Source organism: Mucilaginibacter flavus, from assembly GCF_030409315.1.
Classification (GTDB): domain Bacteria; phylum Bacteroidota; class Bacteroidia; order Sphingobacteriales; family Sphingobacteriaceae; genus Mucilaginibacter; species Mucilaginibacter flavus.
The window spans coordinates 228,008-246,601 of the sequence record NZ_JAUFPS010000028.1 but is presented as its reverse complement, the minus strand read 5'-3'; the positions used below and the strand labels follow the sequence as shown (position 1 = coordinate 246,601).

Sequence of the window (18,594 nt, the reverse complement as noted above, 5' to 3'; positions counted from 1 at the left end):
TTATAAAAGGGGTATTTTATTACGATGCAGGATACTATTTCGACAGGGAAACAATCGCGGATAATTAAAAAAGCCTGGCATGTTTTCTGGCATATGCTTTTTTGGCTGGGGATGATCTCTTTTTTCATCTTCCTGGCCCGCACCAATGATGAGCTTAATATGCGGCAATTGCTGGTGATATTTTTATTATACCCGGCCATCAACATCACGCTGTTTTACCTTAATTTCCTTTTCTACATTCCCCGGTTTTTAGATAAGAAACGCTATTGGGCTTACGCCTGCGTAATATTGTTAACCATCATTGTTTATGGCATAGGCAAATACGGGGTAGGCTTACAATTTAAAGATGTGGTGCTTATCCACTCCAAAAACAAGCAGATCAGCTTTACGTCGTACTTTTTCAGTACCATTTTTACCAGTCTTATTTTTGTTTTTTTGAGTACGGTACTCAAATTTACAACCGACTGGTTCCTGAACGAACGTATACAGCGCGACCTGGAAAACCAACGCCTGAGCGCCGAACTGGCCTTTTTGAAATCGCAGATCAATCCGCATTTTTTGTTCAACTCCTTAAACAGCATTTATTCGCTGGCCTATCAACGCTCAGAAACCACCCCCGAGGCTATCCTTAAGCTTTCAGAAATTATGCGCTACATGCTGTACGAGTGTAACGATAACAGGGTTGACTTAAGCAAAGAGCTACAATACCTGCAAAACTATATCGACCTGCAAAAAATCCGTTTTGGTAACAAGGCCTTTATTGATTTTAAAGTAATGGGTGAGGTTACCAACCAGCAAATTGTACCGCTGTTGCTTATCGCCTTTATTGAAAACGCATTTAAACACGGCGTAGCTAATGACGTAATGACGCCCATTAAATTGCTTATAAATGTGGATGAGTGTAAGCTGCACTTTTACATCCAAAATAAAAAACATACCCACAACCGCGACGCTGTTGGTGGCATAGGCCTAACCAACGTACAACGCCGGCTTAACCTGCTTTATCCCGATAAATATACCCTGCACATTAGGGATGAAGACGATACTTATACCTGCGAATTATCCATTACATTATAACACACACTAATTGCCACAAATTGGAGCGAATTTCACGAACCGGGATAACGCAATTATTGAGCGGAGCAGTTTTAAATTCGTGTAATTAGAAAAAATTAGTACAATTAGTGTTTATTTTTACAACATGATCAAATGCCTGGTTGTTGACGACGAGCCCTTAGCGCTGCACATACTGGAAGATTATATTTCCAAAATGCCTTTTCTGCAATTGGTGAAAGCCACAACAAACCCTATTGAGGCCCTTACCCTGGTACAGGCCGGCAATGTAGACCTGGTGTTTTTAGACGTGCAAATGCCCGAACTTACCGGCATCCAGTTTTTAAAGATAGCCGGTGGTAAAGCCAAGGTAATATTAACCACGGCTTACCCACAATATGCCTTAGAAGGCTACGAACTTGATGTAGTTGATTACCTGCTTAAACCCATCGCTTTTGATCGTTTCTTTAAATCGGTGCAAAAAGCGCAGGGCATCATTCAGCCGGTTGCCAAAACCATAGTGCAAGCCGAGCCCGCCCCACAGGATGATTTCTCAACAGATTTTATCTTTGTAAAAACCGAACACAAAATTCAAAAGGTTTACCTGCACGATATTTTGTTTATTGAAGGCTTAAAGGACTATATATCCATATTTACCCCCGCCGAGCGTATCATTACCCTGCAAGGCATGAAAAAAATGGAAGATGCCCTGCCCGAAAAGCACTTTGTACGCGTACATAAATCATACATTGTAGCCCTCAATAAAATTGACAGCATTGAACGCAGCCGCATTCAAATAGGTGATAAAATTATTCCCGTGGGCGATACTTACCGTGATGAGTTTTTTAAGATTATTGAGGATAAAAACGTCTGAAATAAAAATGATATCGGGTTAATATCCAATACAGAACTTCAATTTAAAGATTCCGTCATTGCGAGGTACGAAGCAATCTCTACGTTAGCAGATCAGCCCTATGTTGTTTGCTCTGTATAGTTTGGAGATTGCTTCGTACCTCGCAATGACGGCTGATTATTGTCGGTCGATATTTCCACCTCCTGGATCATTTTAAACGGCCATTAAAAACGCCTGGCATCTCCCCCTGCATTTTCTCCAAAACCATTTTTTACTTATTTGGTTAAAATATTTCCCTGAGATTTATTTTTCAGTATTTTACAAAGAATTATTTTAGACTCTACTCCAGATAAACAAACTATGGACTTTAAGGTTGATTTGACCAATTGCGACAGGGAACCGATACACATTCCCGGAAAAATTCAGTCGCATGGTTTTTTAGTGGCTGTTAACAGTAAGACCTACGTTATCAGCTACATCAGCAAAAATATTGAGCAATATGTTGATGTGATAGCGCAGGATATGTTGGGCAAACCTATTACCGAGTTGGAGCGCTACCTGGAATTAGCCGACGATAGCACCCACCTTACCCAGCTGCTGAACCTGGCTAAAGCATCTAAAACAGATGATGTTATCAATCCTTTAGCCATTAATGTTAAAGGGGCAGGCTACAATCTTATCCTCAGCAAATCAAACGATGAGCTGATTATGGAGTTTGAAACTACCGACTCTGACCTTGATCTGGACGTTCAAAAAAGCATAGGCCGCTCAGTAGCTGAAATTCTGAGCGGAAAAACGCTTGGCATCCTGCTGCAAAACGCGGCCGCAGAGGTTAAAAAGATCATCAACTACGATAGGGTGATGATTTATAAGTTTAATGAAGATGGGCACGGCGAGGTAGTTGCTGAGGTTAAAAATGATGATCTGGAGCCATTTTTTGGTCTGCATTATCCGGCATCGGATATTCCCAAACAGGCGCGCGAATTATACAAGATTAATCTTACCCGCATTATTGCCGATGTAGATTCAGAAAGTTCGCCTATTATAACTTACCAGGAAGGCACTCCTTTGGATTTAACACACTCGGCCCTGCGGGCCGTATCGCCAATCCACATCCAGTATTTAAAAAATATGGGGGTTGGCTCCAGCTTCAGTATTTCATTAATTGCCCATGGCGAGCTTTGGGGGCTGGTTGCCTGTCATAACTACTCGCCCCGGTTTATTGATTACAAGGCCCGCGATGCGTCGAAATTGATCGGCCAGATCCTGTCATCGGCCTTGGAATACCGGCAGGATGAAGAGGACAGCGAAAAAACCACCGCCCTTAACGAAGCCGTTAACACCATAGCCGATTATATAAAAAAGGACACCGATATTGCCTTTGCCCTCATTAAAAATAAAGTTACCATACAGGATGTTACCACAGCCGATGGTGTAGCGCTCATTTTTGATGACGAGATTAACACATTGGGCAATACGCCGGATATTGATCAAATCAAGCATATTGTGGAATGGCTGAAGGTGAATATGATTGATGGAATTTATTACACCTATCGTTTTCCGGAAATTTTTCCGGCGGCTAAAGAATACACCGATGTAGCCAGCGGCATTATGGCCTGCATGCTATCAAAAGAACTGGGCGAAATGGTAATTTGGTTTAAGCCAGAGCAAATTAAATCTATCACCTGGGCCGGCAACCCCGAAAAACCTGTGGAGGAAGATGCCAATGGCTTAATGCAGCTATCGCCCCGCAAATCATTTGACAGCTGGAACCAGATTGTTAAAAACACATCCGAAAAATGGAAAAACGATGAGCTTGCCGCTGTAGTAAAAATAAGGGAAGATATCATTTACGCCATTAACCGTAAAGCCAACGAAATACGCCTGCTTAACGAACGGTTGCAGGTGGCCTATGAAGAGCTGGATACGTTTAGCTATACCATATCGCATGATTTGCGTACTCCGCTGTCATCTATCAAAAATTATTCAGAACTGCTGCTATCAACCAACAAAAGCCTGGATGATAGCGCGAAAAAAATGATAGAACGAATTATTAAGGGTACTGATAAAATGAGTATGCTTATTAAGGAGATTTTACATTATTCAAGAGTTGGCCGTACCGATATTGAGCTGGTGCCTATTAATATGACGGCCCTCGTAACCGAAATTAAACGGGAAGTAACAGCGGCGTTAAACGTACCCAACCTTGAATTTACCATTGGCGATACCCCGGTTATAAACGGTGATGCGGTAATGATTACACAGGTGTTTACCAACCTGCTTAACAACGCTGTTAAATACTCATCAAAATCACAACCTGCAAGAGTGAAGATTGAGGGTAAAATAAGCAACGGCGAAGTGGTATATTCCGTATCAGATAATGGGGTTGGTATTGATGTAAATTACTATAACCGTGTGTTTGAATTATTTAAACGTATGGATAATGCCATGGATTATGAAGGTACCGGAGTAGGCCTGGCCATAGTAAAACGCATTGTTGAACGACACAAAGGGCGCATTTGGTTTGAAAGCAAATTAGGAGTTGGCACAATATTTTATGTATCTTTTAAAAATTAAAATAAATTGAGCTCACCAGACATTTTTTATGTAGAGGATGATGAGGACTTTGCCTTCATTATGGAACATGCTGTAAAGGAGGTAAAGGACGATCTGTCTGTTAAGATCATCGACAACGGGAAGGATGCATTGGAGTTACTGCGCCTGCTTACCGAAGCGAAAGTTAAACCGAAGCTGATCCTGTTAGATTTAAACTTACCCGGCCTTTCCGGCCTCGACCTGGTTAAACGCATCCGCGAGATAGCGTTTTTAAAGTACGTACCTGTTGTATTTTTCTCTACATCAGATAATCCCAAAGACGCTAAAGCCTCGCTTGAATTTGGCGCCAATGCCTATTTAACCAAGCCTTCGGGCTATTTAAACCTTGTATCGTGTGTACAATCACTTTACAATTTTTGGTTCACTCAAAACTTAAGTATCAATTAATACGCTCAAAAAAATATTGGTTATAGAAGATGATCCGGACATAGCGGATATCATGGATATTGCCCTATCTGACAAATATGAGGTGGAGATAAAAACTGATGGCTACCATGTAACCCGTAACATCAGAGATTTTTCCCCCGATTTGATTATGCTGGATAACTACATAGGTCAGCGGCAGGCTACTGAAATCATTAACGAGATAAAACAGGAAATTGCTCACAGAAGTATACCATTTGTATTGTTTTCCGGACATGACGATATCCGCCAGATAGCAAAAGACCTTAACGCAACAGCTTATTTGCCAAAGCCTTTTGCCCTTGATGAACTTTATGACTGTATAGATGGTATTTTTGCCGCCTGATAATGCTAAATCGTTTTCCTTTTATGCTGCACGAAACCCTAAAGCAAGCTACCAAACACCAACACGACCAGCTGGAACAACTGATGTTTGTAGGCCAGATTATAGATGGATCTTTAACCATCGATGAATACAAAAAGATACTGACCACCAACTACCTCACCCACGCCCGCACCGAAGAACTTTTGCATAACAGCTTAAGCACCGAATTACAGGAAAAACTCGACATAAAAAACCGGGCTAAGCTTGAAGCGCTGAAAAAAGACTTGGAAGAAGCCAAAATCACCGTCCCCCCTATCGAACCTGAAACGGATTTTTTGGATTTAGACAGCGATGCCGCTATTTTGGGAAGCTTGTATGTAATGGAAGGAGCAACTTTAGGTGGTAATGTGATAGTAAAGCGACTAAAAACAAACCTGCATTTAGCTCCTTACAACCTCAATTTTTATTATTACCAGGTTTACGGCGATAAATTGATAGACAACTGGAAACAGTTTGTAGCGGTGTTGAATACCGCCGCTGAGAGTGAATATGATGCAGCTGTTGACAGCGCCAATGCCATGTTTGAGCATATTGCATCGTTACAGGCCTGGCCGGCTTAATGAGATAGGCTTGACGAACAGAGCTGTGTCAGTCTGAGCCTGTCGAAGACTCGTGCGCAGAGGCCTTTGCCCGCGTGCTTCGACAGGCTACCCATGACAAGTTGTAAAAAACAAAAGGGCTGTCAGTCTGAGCCTGTCGAAGACTCGCGCGCAGAGGCCTTCGCCCGCGTGCTTCGACAGGCTCAGCATGACCCCATTTTTTCGTGATGCTGTCATTTTCACTTTCACAGGCCCCGGATTTTATAACTCAGCATAACCCCATTTGCATTTTTGGTCACAACGCCGTGAAAGACTTACGAAATTTTTAAGACTTCGTAAGTCTGGGCTTTACGCCATACCATTAAAAAAGATCATTTAAGTTTATTCCGCGTCAACAGTAAGCTTCTCGCCTATCTGCTGCCTCCACATGGCGTAGTAAAGTCCTTTTTGAGCTATCAGATCAAGATGCTTGCCCGACTCTATGATGCGGCCTTTTTCAAGCACGTAAATACAATCGGCATGCATAATGGTTGACAGGCGGTGAGCTATCAATATGGTGATATGATTTTCAAACTCAGATACGTTGCGGATGGTTTCGGTGATTTCCTCCTCGGTGATGGAATCCAAAGATGAAGTAGCTTCATCAAATACCAATATATCGGGCTTACGTAACAGCGCGCGGGCTATGCTGAGACGTTGTTTTTCGCCGCCGGATACTTTTACACCACCTTCACCAATAACTGTACTGAGGCCTTTATCTGCCCTTGCCAACAAGGTTTGACAAGCAGCACGCTGCAACACATCCATACATTCCTCATCGGTAGCATCCGGACGTACAAACAGCAGGTTTTCGCGGATAGTACCCGAGAATAGCTGTGTATCCTGCGTTACAAAACCAATTTTTTCACGCAGCTGATCAAGGTCAATCTCCTTGCTTAAAATGCCGTTATACAAAACATCACCCTCCAAAGGCTGATACAAGCCAACCAGCAATTTTACCAATGTAGTTTTACCGGAACCCGACGGACCAACAAACGCGATGGTTTCGCCGCTATTAGTTTCAAAATTAATATGGTTAAGCGCGTTACGATTGGCCGTTAGATGTTTAAAAGTAACATCGCTAAAGGTTAAAGTATTCACCTTTTCTACCATTACCGGTTTCTCAGGCTTTTTATCGATAGGTGTACTTAATATCCCTTTAAAATTACCTAAAGAAACCTCGGCCTCCCGCCATGAAAGGATCACGTTACCTAACTCCTGTAAAGGATTGAACAGGAAGAATGAGTAAAACAAAAAGCTAAAATACTGCCCAGGGGTTAAAGTTCCTTTAAAAATCAGCATCAACAATACTACCACCATAACACTACGCACAAAGTTTACCGTGGTACCTTGTACAAAGCTCATACTGCGTACGTATTTTACTTTTTTAAGCTCCAGATCGAGAATTTTGTAGGTGGTATTATTTAGGCGCTCTATTTCCTGCTTGGCCAGGCCTAAACTTTTTACCAGTTCAATGTTCCGCAATGATTCGGTGGTTGAGCCGGCAAGCGCGGTAGTTTCAGAAACAATGCGTTTTTGTATAGTTTTAATGCGACGGCTCATGGCCATACTCACAAAAGTGATAATAGGGATAGCTGCAAAATAAACCAACGTTACCTGGTAATTAACGCTTACCGAATATACTATCACAAACACCATCCCGATGAGGGATACAAATAAGATGCTGATGAAAGAGGTGATAAATTTTTCGCAATCGAGGCGTACCTTTTGTAAAATGCCTAAAGTTTCACCACTGCGCTGATCTTCAAAAACCTGGTAAGGTAATTCCAATGAATGTTTCAAACCGTCGGCATACATTTCGGCACCAACTTTTTGGGTAATGATATTGGTAAAATAATCCTGGAAGTTTTTGGCTATCCGCGATACCATAGCTACACCAATTGCCGCGCCAACCAGGGTTAATACCTGGTTTAAGTAATGGTGATAATCTAAACTATTCCGCTTTTCTATCACCTGATCTACAATATGCCCGGTTATCCAGGGATCAAGCAAGGAGAAGCCTATATTCATGGCCGCTAAAAAAAGGGCCATAACCACTATCCAGCGGTGTTTTTGCAAGTAAGAAAATAGTATATTCATGTTTCGCCGGTAAAAATAAAAAAAGGGAATGGCTAAGTAGCTCATTCCCTTTTAATTTGACATAAGGTTAATATTAAACCGTCATGATATCTTTTTCTTTCGCTTCAGAAAGCTGATCGATTTTAACAATGTAGCCATCGGTAAGTTTTTGAACCTCAGCCTCGCCTGTTTTAATCTCATCTTCAGAAACACCTTCCGATTTTAATTTTTTGATCTTTTCGTTGGCATCTTTACGGATATTGCGGATGGCAACTTTACCGTTTTCGGCTTCGCCTTTAGCTTTTTTAACCAAATCGCGACGACGCTCTTCTGTTAATGGCGGTACGTTTATACGAATGATGATACCATCATTCTGCGGGTTAACACCCAGGTTTGCTTCTTTAATGGCTTTTTCAATTGCAGTAAGCAATGATTTTTCCCATGGCTGTATCACAATTGTACGTGCATCGGGTGTATTTACGCTACCTACCTGGCTTAAAGCCGTTGGTGTACCGTAGTAATCAACCTTAACATCATCCAACATAGCTGGGCTTGCTTTACCGGCACGTATTTTATTTAATTCGTTATCGGCATGCTCAATGGCCCTATCCATGGATGCTTTAGCATCAGTCACTTGTTTTTTAATGAGTTCGCTCATCGGTTTAAATTTTTCACAAAAATAATAAAATCTGTCATTTTACCGCAGGCGGATGTTGTTAATCGCTTAGCCAGCCAAAGGTTTGACAATTAACGTAAAAAAGCGGGCTATGTTTTTTGTAATAAATGTTAAATAACTCTTTTTAACATTTTTATTGCGGGTTTGTATTTATCTTAGTATAAACCTATTACAACTATGAAAAAAACAATACTTTTTGCCTTATTGGCAGCTTGCTCAAGCCAGTTAAAAGCCCAAACCATACAACAATCGGTTTGGGGTAATAAAAGTTATTGGAGTCCGTATGCCAAGCCAAAAGCGAGTGCCACTTTATTGAAGCTTGATTCTTTAAAACCTATCTTGAATCAACCATTGCTTAACAGCAATATTAAAACTATTACAGAGTTGGCCATAGCTTCGCCAATTGATTATAAAATGCCTATTGCTAAGGTAAGCAGCACGGATCGTATGCCCATTGTAAAAACCGATGAACCCGGCATGCATTATGATATGCTGATAAAAAGATTAGGAACGGTGAGGCAGGATAGCGTAGTTAAAGTTATCCCTTAATAATCTCTGCCATTTCAGGCTGCGTTAAATTTTCCAGCGCTCCTTTCCGTTTTTCAACCACCGCCTCAAAACTCTTTTCATAATCCGGGTGATTGGTACCCATCAACCTGTCCCATATATTAAAATACAAGCCATAATTGCACTTCACCAGGCGGTGGTGCATGTTATGATGTGTTGATGTATTATGCCATTTAAATATTTTGTGGATGGTAAACCCTTTTGGAAAAAGCTCAAAACCCAAATGCCCTGTTACATTTAGCAACAACGAATAAAGCGAAAAGATGGTTAAGGCTAAGCCGTGGTAAGGAATGGTAAAGGCGATTAAGGGTACTATCCCAATTTCAACAATAGCCTCAAGCGGATGAAAAGCATAAGCGGCAAATGGTGTTGGATTGGTTGACAGGTGGTGGGTTTTATGCACCAGTTTAAATAAAGGTTTCCAATGCATGGCACGATGCGTCCAATAAAAATAGGTATCGTGCATCAAAATCATTAACACGATGCTCAGCACGAAATAACCATAACCATGATCGCTGATGCCGGGGTAAATTCGGGTAAGCCCGGCCTTGCTTGCCATGATAACCGCCATAATCACCAGGCCGAAGATGATGATGGTAAAGAACGAGGTCACAATCTCGCGGATCACATGTTTATTTTCTGGATAACGCTGCTGAATTTTAGCACGCCAGATGGCTTTGTTTTTCCACACATAAAACACAAGGTAAAATGAACCTGCAAACAGCAGGTACCTTAGTGCTAACCGAAGCAGCACATTTGATATGGTAAGCAGCTGATCTATGTGAAAATCTTTAAACATGATTTTGTTAAACACTTATTGCTGAGATGATCTTATCCTAAAAATCTTTATTCAATAACTTTTCCAGTTCAGCAAAGCTGATATTCATTTTCACCCTGCCTTGTTTGGCATAAGATAGTTCGCCGGTTTCTTCGGATATGATAATGGCAGTGGCTTCGTTGGCCTCGGTTACACCAATACCCGCGCGGTGGCGTAAGCCAAACTGGGCAGGCAAATCTGATTTTTCGGTCAATGGTAAAATACAGCTTGCCGATTTAATTTTGTTTTCGGCTATTACAACAGCGCCATCATGCAGCGGACTTGTTTTTTGAAAGATACTTTCCAGCAAACGCTTGCTTATTTTAGCCTCTACCACCTCGCAGCTGTTCTGGTAAAACTGCTCGTCGTAATATTTGGCAAATACAATAAGCGCGCCGGTTTTGGTTTGTTTAAGGCTTTTGCAGGCATCAATAATGGGTTTAATGCGCGCAAAGTTATTTTTCTCCACCTCTTTTTTACCGAAGAAATACTGCCACCAGGCCTTATTACGCTGTAACGAAGCGTTTTTACCAACCAGCAATAAAAATCGCCTCACCTCTTGCTGAAAAACCACAATTACCGCGATGATCCCTACATCAACAAACTTACCCAGTATAGCGGTAAGCAATTTCATGTGCAGCTGGTTCACAATAAAATTCATGGCAAATATTACCGCGAACCCGATGAAAATATTAGCTGCAATGGTACCCCTGATAAGGTTATATAACTGGTAAATAATAAAGGCCACCAGCACCACATCCAGAATATCAAACACGGTGATTTTGGGAAAATTGAGGAAAAAGGAATGCATTTACGAAGTTAACAAGTTTAAGCAAGTTAAAAAGCGCGAATGATTACATTGACATTTAAAGGACGTTATTGATCAGCAATATAAGGGCCGCCCGGCACTCCCCAACCCCATTGCGGCATAGGAGCGTTAACAGCCTCATTGGCTTCATCCATTTTTGAATTGATAACCGCTATCCGAGTACCCCATTCCAGGTAAGCCAAAAATGCCGATCTAAATTCGGGATCATCCGGCAGTGATAATTCATCGGCCGTTTGCAGCAATAATTCCATCCAGCGTTTGCGGTGCGCTTCGGTAAGGTATTTTTGCAGGTGTTTGCTAATCATGATAAAATGACTTCCCTCCTCCTCGCTGTATACTTTCGGTCCGCCTAAAACTTCGGCCACAAAATGAGCCACGTGTAACCTGTGCTGGGCCGACATGTGTTTGAATACCGGCTGTAGCAAATCATCCGCTAAAACCTTATCATAAAACTTATCAAACAGCGTGACAAAGGCTGGCATGCCGCCCGCCCATTCGAACAATGAAGGAATTTGAGGTTTGCTGATGTTGGACATACAAGTAAATATTTGATTATGACACGGTAAGCCCTATCAAACAATATGCCCAATAAATAAAATTGATTAATCCTGTCAGACTATTTATTACGCTCGGTAGTAAAGCGTACCAATTGCTCCAGCGCTTTATGCGATTCGCTGTCAGGAAAGGTATCTAAAATAGCAAAAGCCTCGTCCTGGTATTTTTTCATTTGCGTTTCCGCATATTGCAAACCGCCGGTTTCGTTCACAAATCTAATGATCTGTGCTATTTTGGCAGGATCATCGTTATGGTTTTTCACCAGGTTAATGATGCGTTTCTTTTCAGATGGGGTGGTATTGGCTAAAGAATAGATAAGCGGCAGGGTCACTTTCTTTTCTTTAATATCGATGCCTAAAGGTTTGCCAACGTCATCGGTACCAAAATCAAACATATCATCCTTGATCTGGAAAGCGATGCCTATCTTCTCGCCAAACAGGCGCATTTTTTCAACAACCTCGTCACTGGCCCCGGCAGACGATGCGCCACAGGCGCAGCAGGAAGCAATTAACGATGCTGTTTTCTGGCGAATTACCTCGTAATAAACAGGTTCGCCAATATCCATTTTGCGCACCTTTTCAATCTGCATCAATTCGCCCTCGCTCATTTGCTTTACAGCGTCTGATACAATACGCAGCAATTGAAAATCATTATTATCGATAGAAAGCAGCAGGCCTTTTGATAGCAGGTAATCGCCCACTAAAACGGCTATCTTATTTTTCCATAAAGCATTGATAGAAAAAAAACCGCGACGCTGGTAGGAGTTATCAACCACATCGTCATGCACCAAAGAGGCGGTATGCAAAAGCTCTACCAAAGCCGCCCCGCGATGGGTTGACTCATTGATGCCACCACAAATTTTAGCGGCAAAAAACACAAACATGGGCCGTATTTGCTTGCCTTTACGCTTAACAATGTAATGGGTAATTCTATCAAGCAGTGGCACAGAGCTTTGCATAGAAGATTTAAACTTCTCTTCAAACGCATCAATATCGGCAGCGATAGGTTTCTTAATGTCGTTGATGCTCAGCATTTAAAACTAAACAAGCTTTTATGGGTGTAAAATTGCCATGTGGCAATATGAGGCAAACATAAGCTAAAATTATTTATCTGCATTGTTGCCGATTATTTTTTACTTAAATTAAACCATCAGCCACATACATGGTCAATATAAACAGATGCCATATTTATAAGTTGAGTTAAAGTTTTTGTGAGAGCGGGCCCCTGTGAGAAGGTCCCGCTTTTTTTATTACCCGCAAAGCCATTATTATTTTATCTTTGCCCTCCGCTTAACAAATACACGGAGAAGTGTCTGAGTGGTCGAAAGAGCACGCCTGGAAAGTGTGTATACTTCAAAAGGGTATCGAGAGTTCGAATCTCTCCTTCTCCGCCCTGTTATACAATAGCCTGCTAAAGCATTGATTTTAGCAGGCTATTCCTTTTTTAATTATCTGCTACCAGTAAATACTCTATATAAAATCTCATTTTAATTACCTAATTACAAGGTAGTTAAACACAATTTAACGTCCGGATAGCATATTTTTCATATTCAAAAAAAAATTTGCGAATAAATTTGCGCAACTCAAAAGTTGCATATATATTTGCAACCACAGAGTTGCTTAATTAATAGTCAATGATGAAACAAGATATATTTCAAGCCATAGCCGACCCTACACGCAGGGCGATTTTAACGCTGCTTGCCATACAGGCGCTGACGCCAAATGCAATGGCCGAAAAATTTGACATGACCCGGCAAGCGGTGTCTAAGCATATTAAAGTATTGTATGAATGCGAATTAATTAAGCCCGAGCAAAGCGGCCGGGAAATTTATTATCACTTTAACGCCAAAAAAATGCAGGAGTTTGACCACTGGTTATCCCAATTCAGACAAAACTGGGAAACTCAATTTAACCAACTCGACCAATTATTAACAACAATTAAAGAACAAAAATGATGAACAACGATTTGCTATTTGATTTTAATGTTGACAAAACAGCCAAAATGGTTTATATCACCAGGGAATTTAACGCCGGCCAATCTTTAGTATGGGATGCCTTTACCAAAGCCGAATTACTTGACCAGTGGGGTGCGCCCGCACCTATGCGTGCCAAAACCAAGTACATGAATTTTGAGGTAGGCGGCAGGCGCTTTTACGCAATGATAACTCCGGAGGGACAGGAGCGGTGGTCTGTACAGGAATTTACTTCCATTACTCCGAAAACCAATTTTAAAATGTACAACGCCTTTGCCGATAAAGACGAAAACCGCGAACTGCCAGGCTCTGAATGGGATTATAATTTTAGCGAACAAAATGGCAAAACAAAAGTAGACATTACCATTTATAACGAATCGTTTGAGCGATTAGAGAAATTATTGGAAGGCTTCAAAATCGGTTTCACCATGACTTTAAAAAACCTGGAAGAACTGTTGGCCACATTATCATAAAAAATACTAAAACAAAAATTAAAAACTAAAAAATAAAAATCATGAGAGCAATTAACCCATGGATCAACTTTAACGGAAATGCAGAAGAAGCATTCACTTTTTACAAATCGGTTTTTGGCGGCGAGTTTACAAAAATCATCCGTTTCAAAGATCTGGCAGGCCCCAATTTTCATGTACCCGAAGATGAGGCAAATAAAGTAATGTACATTGGCTTGCCACTTGGTAAAAACAATGTGCTGATAGCAAACGATGTTCCCGGTTTTTTGGGCCGTGTAAGCGAAAATGAAAACCGGTCGAAAATATACGTCGATGCCGAAAGCCGTGAAGAGGCCGACAAACTTTTTAACGGGCTATCGGCAGGTGGCGAAGTGGAAGGCCCTATTGCCGACAGTCCCTGGGGTACCTACGCCGGTATGTTCAGAGACAAATATGGCATCGAATGGATTATTGAATTTGACACCAATTATAAAGGATAACTTTAGCCAAACAAAAAGCGGCTTCTTAAATGATGCCGCTTACCGTGCTATGATTTAACACCAGGCCGTATCATCAATATAAGATACGGCCTTTTTGTTTTCAGTCAAACCTTTAATGAATGGGCTTACAGCGATGTTAGGCCTAAAACCCACTTGTTAGTAGTCTTAAAGCGAAGTCGCATTTTACAGAATAACAAATCAACATTTGTCGTAAATCGCCCTGTTATTTGTCGGTTTTGCCCAATTTTATTATCAATATTTCTCAGAGATTTGTGTTACCTTCAAAACAACCATTATAAAACAGGATAACAAATTCAAAACAACCAATATGGGAAACATAGTATTATTTATGCATGTATCACTGGACGGCTTTGCCGCCGGCACCAAAGGCGAAATGAACTGGATTCATGTAGACGACGAAATTTTTGATTTCGGGGCCGAAAGGATAACCCAAACCAACACCGCCTTATATGGCCGGGTAACTTTTCAAATGATGGAAGGTTATTGGCCTACCGCCGCGGATAAACCCAACGCAAGCAAACATGATAAGGAGCATTCAGCCTGGTACAAGGTAGCGCGCAAAGTGGTACTATCAACAACCCTCGATGAATCGGCATTTACCAATACCACCGTTATTGGCAAGGATTATGTTGCCGCCATTCAAAAACTAAAGCAGGAAACAAGTGGCGAAATATTGTTATTTGGAAGTCCTACCGCCGCGCATTCCCTCCTGGCCGAAAATTTAATTGATGAATGCTGGCTTTTTGTAAACCCGGTACTGCTGGGCGAAGGGATTCCGGTGTTTAAAGATATTAAACAAAAGCTGCAGTTAAAGCTACAAAAAACACATGTTTTTACTTCGGGCGTAGTTTGCCTCTGCCACGAAGTGCAGCATTAAAACCATTTAAACTGAAAAGGAGTGCTTTAAATTGAGCGGCTCCTTTTTCAGTTTTCGATAGGCACAACCTCCTTCGGTTTGCTTCCTGTTAGTGATAATCCGCTTTTAATTTTAAGGCTGCAACTGATCTAATACAGGCTTATTTAACCCGTCTATTTTATTTTGGTTTGGTTTCAACAGCTCCAGCATAACAATGTCGTTGTGCCCTTTTTTAAGCCACTCCAATGGCAGATATAGCGTTTGCTGCGGACCGACATTCCAATATCGCCCCAGGTTATGCCCGTTTACCCAAACCACGCCTTTACCCCAATGGCTCAAATTAAGATAGGTATCTCCAACCTTGTTAAGATTAAAGCCGCCCTTTTTTATTACCGGCGAGCCGGAATCATGTTTAACAGCGCCAAACTTTAGTCCGTTTAAATTAGCAAAGGGTAGCGAGTACATTTTCCATTGCCGCACTTCCTCGCCGGCAAAAAGTACTTTTTGAGTAATACCCTTTTTATTTTGCAGCAGGTATTTTCCAAAGTTTATACGACCTAAATTTTCTACCAATATATCCAGCGTTATTTTGCCGGCGGGGAGTGTAAGGGCTAAACTATCCTGGTTTAAACGGCGATCAAGCGTGCCAACGGTTTTCCCGTTAACCATTACTACCGCGTAATCTCTTAATTGCTGAAGTTTAAGCACACCTGTTTTGCCCCCCTCAATTACGCTTTGGTACAATACAAAGCCATAATCCTGGTGCAAATCTTCAAAAGTAAGCGGCGTGGGGTTTGTTTTGGCAGTCGGCAAAATATTAAGCACGCTTAGTGATTGCGTAAGCCTGATAGCTGGGATGCTAATAGTAGGTTTAGCCGCAGGCACAGCAGGCAGCTTTACGCCAACAGGCAGGTATTTCTGAATCACCTCCCTGAATTTCATAAACTTGGGAGTGGCGTTACCTGCTTCATCCAGTGGCGCATCGTAATCATAACTGCTTATTTGCGGCTCGTAGGGGTTTTGATCATTATAATTGGCGCCGTTCATGAAGCCGCGGGTGGTACCGCCATGAAACATGTACATGTTGATAGATATACCCGCTGCCAAAACAGAATCAAGATGACTAGCGTACTGTTGTGCCGGTACGGTATGGTGTTTGGTTCCCCACCAATCAAACCAGGCCGGATACCATTCTGCTATGTAGTACGGCCCTTTACCGTCGTGATTGTCGTTAATAATCTTTTTAACCTTAGTGGGATTATCCAGCCCATTAACAGCCGGAAGCAAGCCCGGCAGGTGGCCTTTTACCAAATCGGGAGCAGGATCGCAGGTGTACAGCAAACCATCGAAACCGGCCTCTTTAAAGAATTTTTGGTTGATAGCCAGGTATTCTTTATCGCTGCCGTACGAGCCATATTCGTTCTCAATCTGCACCATTAATATATTGCCTCCATGGTTTATTTGCAGCGGGGCCAATTGCTTGCCTATTTCTTTAATGTAGCTTTCATATTCTTTAAGATAACGGGGTTCTTTGCTGCGCACCTCTAAGCCTGTTTCGTTTTGCAGCCAGTACGGGTAGCCACCAAATTCCCATTCGGCGCATACGTATGGGCTTGGGCGTAGTATTACCCATAAGCCTTCTTCGCGGGCTATTTTTACAAACTCTGCCACATCGTTGTTCCCGGTAAAATCAAATTTACCTTTTTGTGGTTCGTGCAGGTTCCAAAACACGTAGGTGCCAATGGTGTTAAGCCCCATAGCTTTGGCCAATTTCATGCGGGCGCGCCAGGCCTGGCGCGGCACACGGGGGTAATGCATCTCGCCCGAGATCATCTGGAAAGGTTTGCCATCTAACAGAAATGATTCATCGCCCAAGGTAAAGGTATGGGTTTGAGCAATTGTATTAATGACATTTAAAATAAGTGTTGCAGATAGGATAAGGTGTTTAAATTTCATACCAGTATTATTAAGGCTGTTTATAGTTTATAACGGTGCAGTTTTAGTTATAATTGATTCAGATAGCTCAAAAAGGATATATTATTTATTGCTGTGCAGGCTTGCCGTTGTATTTGTTTAATACCCACTGACCAACTTTATTACCTTGTATTATGCCATTGTCAATAGCATCTTTAAAGTGAATGCCTCCCCAAAACCGCGACATGCCGGCTTCTGTAGCAGCCTGTGTAAATGAATCAAAGCTGCGGGGGATAAGGCCATATTTTTCTTCCACATTATCTGTATAATGGAAATTATTGCCAAAATAATGGGTAAGTATCACTGCCGATGCCGATGATATCACCGAATGCCCGCTGATATACTCGGGAAATGGCGGGGTTTGCAACAGCGGTTTCCAGTTCACATCAACATATTTGCGGATGGCGGTTTCGGGGCGCACCCTGTTTGTGCGGTATTTATCATCCCAGCAGCATATAAAACCATCTAACAAGGCAACTGATACCATGGTATGAATTTCCATTGCTTTTGAAAAATCCACTTTTGCCTTCCGGCAGGCTATACCGGTAATTCCCATCCAATGCGCTCCCGGCGATATTTTTTTTAAGCCTATCAACATGTGCCCGTTATCCTGAACGGCAAATGGATTACAATCCCAAAAGCCCGCTATAGTGCGCTGCTCGGTTGTTAGTCCTGCGCCGCTTGCCTTATAGTTCATCATCATATACTTATAAAAGGCGCTGTTTTTATCTGTTGAAAAAGGAATAGGAGCATCTGGCACAAACTGCGAAGCGGAATCAAGCGTAAGCGGACGGATGGTATTGAAGTAAGGCTCAACCGGGGCCATATAAGCCGGCGGCGTTGGGTCCCAGGTACCTTCTTTTCCAAGCGGTGTATACCTGGTATAATTGCTTATGCGGTTGTATTTATCTTTTTTAACATAAGCCAGTATCTGCTTACTGATAGCCTGGGCGTAATGTTTGGAACTATCGATAACTTCATCCGGGAAACCTACTTTTCTGCAGGAATCCAAAAAGGTTTGCTCGTATTTAACCAGTAAACTGCCCGATGGCTGCAGCTTCCCCGCGGTTTCCATCATGGCAATTAAAGCGCTTAGCTGGTACGCGTACCCTTTAGCATAAACCGGCTTTTTAATAACCGGGTATTCATTTAAAATGCCATGCATGCTTTTAACACTTTTATTATTTTCGGCAACAACCTCGTAACCGGCAAGGCATGTGTATGAAAAAAAGCGGGCGGCTAAAGGCGGATTGGTCACATCGTGGATCATAATAACCGTCATATGATCAATCACTTTGGTAATATCGGCACTGGTTAATACTGGTTGCGCTTGTTTTTTGTTGCTGCAACTGTTAAAAAAAACAGCGGTTATAAGCAGTACAATTGTTAAAAAGGCCTTCCTTTTCATCATA

19 protein-coding genes and 1 tRNA gene are annotated in these 18,594 nt (G+C 41.9%); 12 read left to right on the top strand and 8 right to left on the bottom strand.

Features of this window, described 5'->3' with window-relative positions; all coding sequences use genetic code 11:
• Positions 1–24: 24 nt before the first annotated feature.
• The 6 genes from QWZ17_RS12325 to QWZ17_RS12300 all read left to right on the top strand — a co-directional run bounded on the left by QWZ17_RS12325 (position 25) and on the right by QWZ17_RS12300 (position 5,869).
• A complete protein-coding gene (locus tag QWZ17_RS12325; protein ID WP_290305518.1) occupies positions 25–1,077 on the top strand; it encodes a sensor histidine kinase in 1,053 nt (350 codons plus the stop codon).
• Between the two features lie 124 nt (positions 1,078–1,201).
• Positions 1,202–1,927: a LytR/AlgR family response regulator transcription factor gene (locus tag QWZ17_RS12320; protein ID WP_290305517.1), complete on the top strand. Its 726-nt coding sequence runs from the start codon at positions 1,202–1,204 to the stop codon at positions 1,925–1,927.
• Positions 1,928–2,266: 339 nt separating this feature from the next.
• Complete coding sequence (locus QWZ17_RS12315) at positions 2,267–4,483, top strand: ATP-binding protein (RefSeq protein WP_290305516.1); 2,217 nt, start codon at positions 2,267–2,269, stop codon at positions 4,481–4,483.
• 6 nt (positions 4,484–4,489) lie between these two features.
• Positions 4,490–4,909: a response regulator gene (locus QWZ17_RS12310; RefSeq protein WP_290305515.1), complete on the top strand. Its 420-nt coding sequence runs from the start codon at positions 4,490–4,492 to the stop codon at positions 4,907–4,909.
• A gap of 16 nt (positions 4,910–4,925) precedes the next feature.
• A complete protein-coding gene (locus QWZ17_RS12305) occupies positions 4,926–5,270 on the top strand; it encodes a response regulator (protein ID WP_290305514.1) in 345 nt (114 codons plus the stop codon).
• A 2-nt stretch (positions 5,271–5,272) separates the two neighbouring features.
• Complete coding sequence (locus QWZ17_RS12300; RefSeq protein ID WP_290305513.1) at positions 5,273–5,869, top strand: biliverdin-producing heme oxygenase; 597 nt, start codon at positions 5,273–5,275, stop codon at positions 5,867–5,869.
• Positions 5,870–6,229: 360 nt separating this feature from the next.
• Here QWZ17_RS12300 and QWZ17_RS12295 read toward each other — a convergent pair whose 3' ends face one another.
• Positions 6,230–7,987: an ABC transporter ATP-binding protein gene (locus QWZ17_RS12295; protein WP_290305512.1), complete on the bottom strand. Its 1,758-nt coding sequence runs from the start codon at positions 7,985–7,987 to the stop codon at positions 6,230–6,232.
• Between the two features lie 73 nt (positions 7,988–8,060).
• Positions 8,061–8,624 (bottom strand): ribosome recycling factor, encoded by a 564-nt coding sequence (gene frr / locus QWZ17_RS12290; protein WP_290305511.1) that lies wholly within the window; start codon positions 8,622–8,624, stop codon positions 8,061–8,063.
• 195 nt (positions 8,625–8,819) lie between these two features.
• Here frr and QWZ17_RS12285 point away from each other — a divergent pair, with 195 nt between their 5' ends.
• Positions 8,820–9,191, top strand: a complete 372-nt coding sequence (locus tag QWZ17_RS12285; RefSeq protein WP_290305510.1) for a hypothetical protein — start codon at positions 8,820–8,822, stop codon at positions 9,189–9,191.
• Here QWZ17_RS12285 and QWZ17_RS12280 read toward each other — a convergent pair.
• From QWZ17_RS12280 to QWZ17_RS12265, 4 genes are all read right to left on the bottom strand, one after another.
• Positions 9,181–10,008: a sterol desaturase family protein gene (locus QWZ17_RS12280; RefSeq protein ID WP_290305509.1), complete on the bottom strand. Its 828-nt coding sequence runs from the start codon at positions 10,006–10,008 to the stop codon at positions 9,181–9,183. The two genes, QWZ17_RS12285 and QWZ17_RS12280, sit on opposite strands and share 11 nt — an antisense overlap.
• Positions 10,009–10,045: 37 nt before the next feature.
• Positions 10,046–10,837: a diadenylate cyclase CdaA gene (gene cdaA, locus QWZ17_RS12275; protein ID WP_290305508.1), complete on the bottom strand. Its 792-nt coding sequence runs from the start codon at positions 10,835–10,837 to the stop codon at positions 10,046–10,048.
• Between the two features lie 65 nt (positions 10,838–10,902).
• On the bottom strand, positions 10,903–11,391 hold the full coding sequence (locus tag QWZ17_RS12270) for a group II truncated hemoglobin (protein WP_290305507.1): 489 nt from the start codon (positions 11,389–11,391) through the stop codon (positions 10,903–10,905).
• Positions 11,392–11,471: 80 nt separating this feature from the next.
• A complete protein-coding gene (locus tag QWZ17_RS12265; RefSeq protein WP_290305506.1) occupies positions 11,472–12,443 on the bottom strand; it encodes a polyprenyl synthetase family protein in 972 nt (323 codons plus the stop codon).
• Positions 12,444–12,712: 269 nt separating this feature from the next.
• Between QWZ17_RS12265 and QWZ17_RS12260 the strand changes: the two genes are divergently transcribed.
• The 5 genes from QWZ17_RS12260 to QWZ17_RS12240 all read left to right on the top strand — a co-directional run bounded on the left by QWZ17_RS12260 (position 12,713) and on the right by QWZ17_RS12240 (position 15,229).
• Positions 12,713–12,800, top strand: a tRNA-Ser gene (locus tag QWZ17_RS12260).
• A gap of 243 nt (positions 12,801–13,043) precedes the next feature.
• Positions 13,044–13,364 carry an ArsR/SmtB family transcription factor gene (locus tag QWZ17_RS12255; RefSeq protein WP_435404580.1) on the top strand — a complete coding sequence of 107 codons (321 nt, stop codon included), beginning with the start codon at positions 13,044–13,046 and terminating at the stop codon, positions 13,362–13,364.
• On the top strand, positions 13,361–13,855 hold the full coding sequence (locus tag QWZ17_RS12250; protein ID WP_290305505.1) for an SRPBCC family protein: 495 nt from the start codon (positions 13,361–13,363) through the stop codon (positions 13,853–13,855). The genes QWZ17_RS12255 and QWZ17_RS12250 overlap by 4 nt, the downstream gene beginning before the upstream one ends.
• Positions 13,856–13,896: 41 nt before the next feature.
• Positions 13,897–14,331 carry a VOC family protein gene (locus QWZ17_RS12245; protein ID WP_290305504.1) on the top strand — a complete coding sequence of 145 codons (435 nt, stop codon included), beginning with the start codon at positions 13,897–13,899 and terminating at the stop codon, positions 14,329–14,331.
• Positions 14,332–14,659: 328 nt separating this feature from the next.
• Complete coding sequence (locus tag QWZ17_RS12240) at positions 14,660–15,229, top strand: dihydrofolate reductase family protein (protein WP_290305503.1); 570 nt, start codon at positions 14,660–14,662, stop codon at positions 15,227–15,229.
• A 111-nt stretch (positions 15,230–15,340) separates the two neighbouring features.
• Here the strand turns inward: QWZ17_RS12240 and QWZ17_RS12235 are convergent, their stop codons facing one another.
• Both QWZ17_RS12235 and QWZ17_RS12230 read right to left on the bottom strand, forming a co-directional pair.
• On the bottom strand, positions 15,341–17,164 hold the full coding sequence (locus QWZ17_RS12235) for a glycoside hydrolase family 35 protein (protein WP_290305502.1): 1,824 nt from the start codon (positions 17,162–17,164) through the stop codon (positions 15,341–15,343).
• Positions 17,165–17,249: 85 nt separating this feature from the next.
• Entirely contained in the window at positions 17,250–18,593 is a 1,344-nt protein-coding gene (locus QWZ17_RS12230) for a vanadium-dependent haloperoxidase (protein ID WP_290305501.1), read from the bottom strand.
• Between the last annotated feature and the right edge of the window lies 1 nt (position 18,594).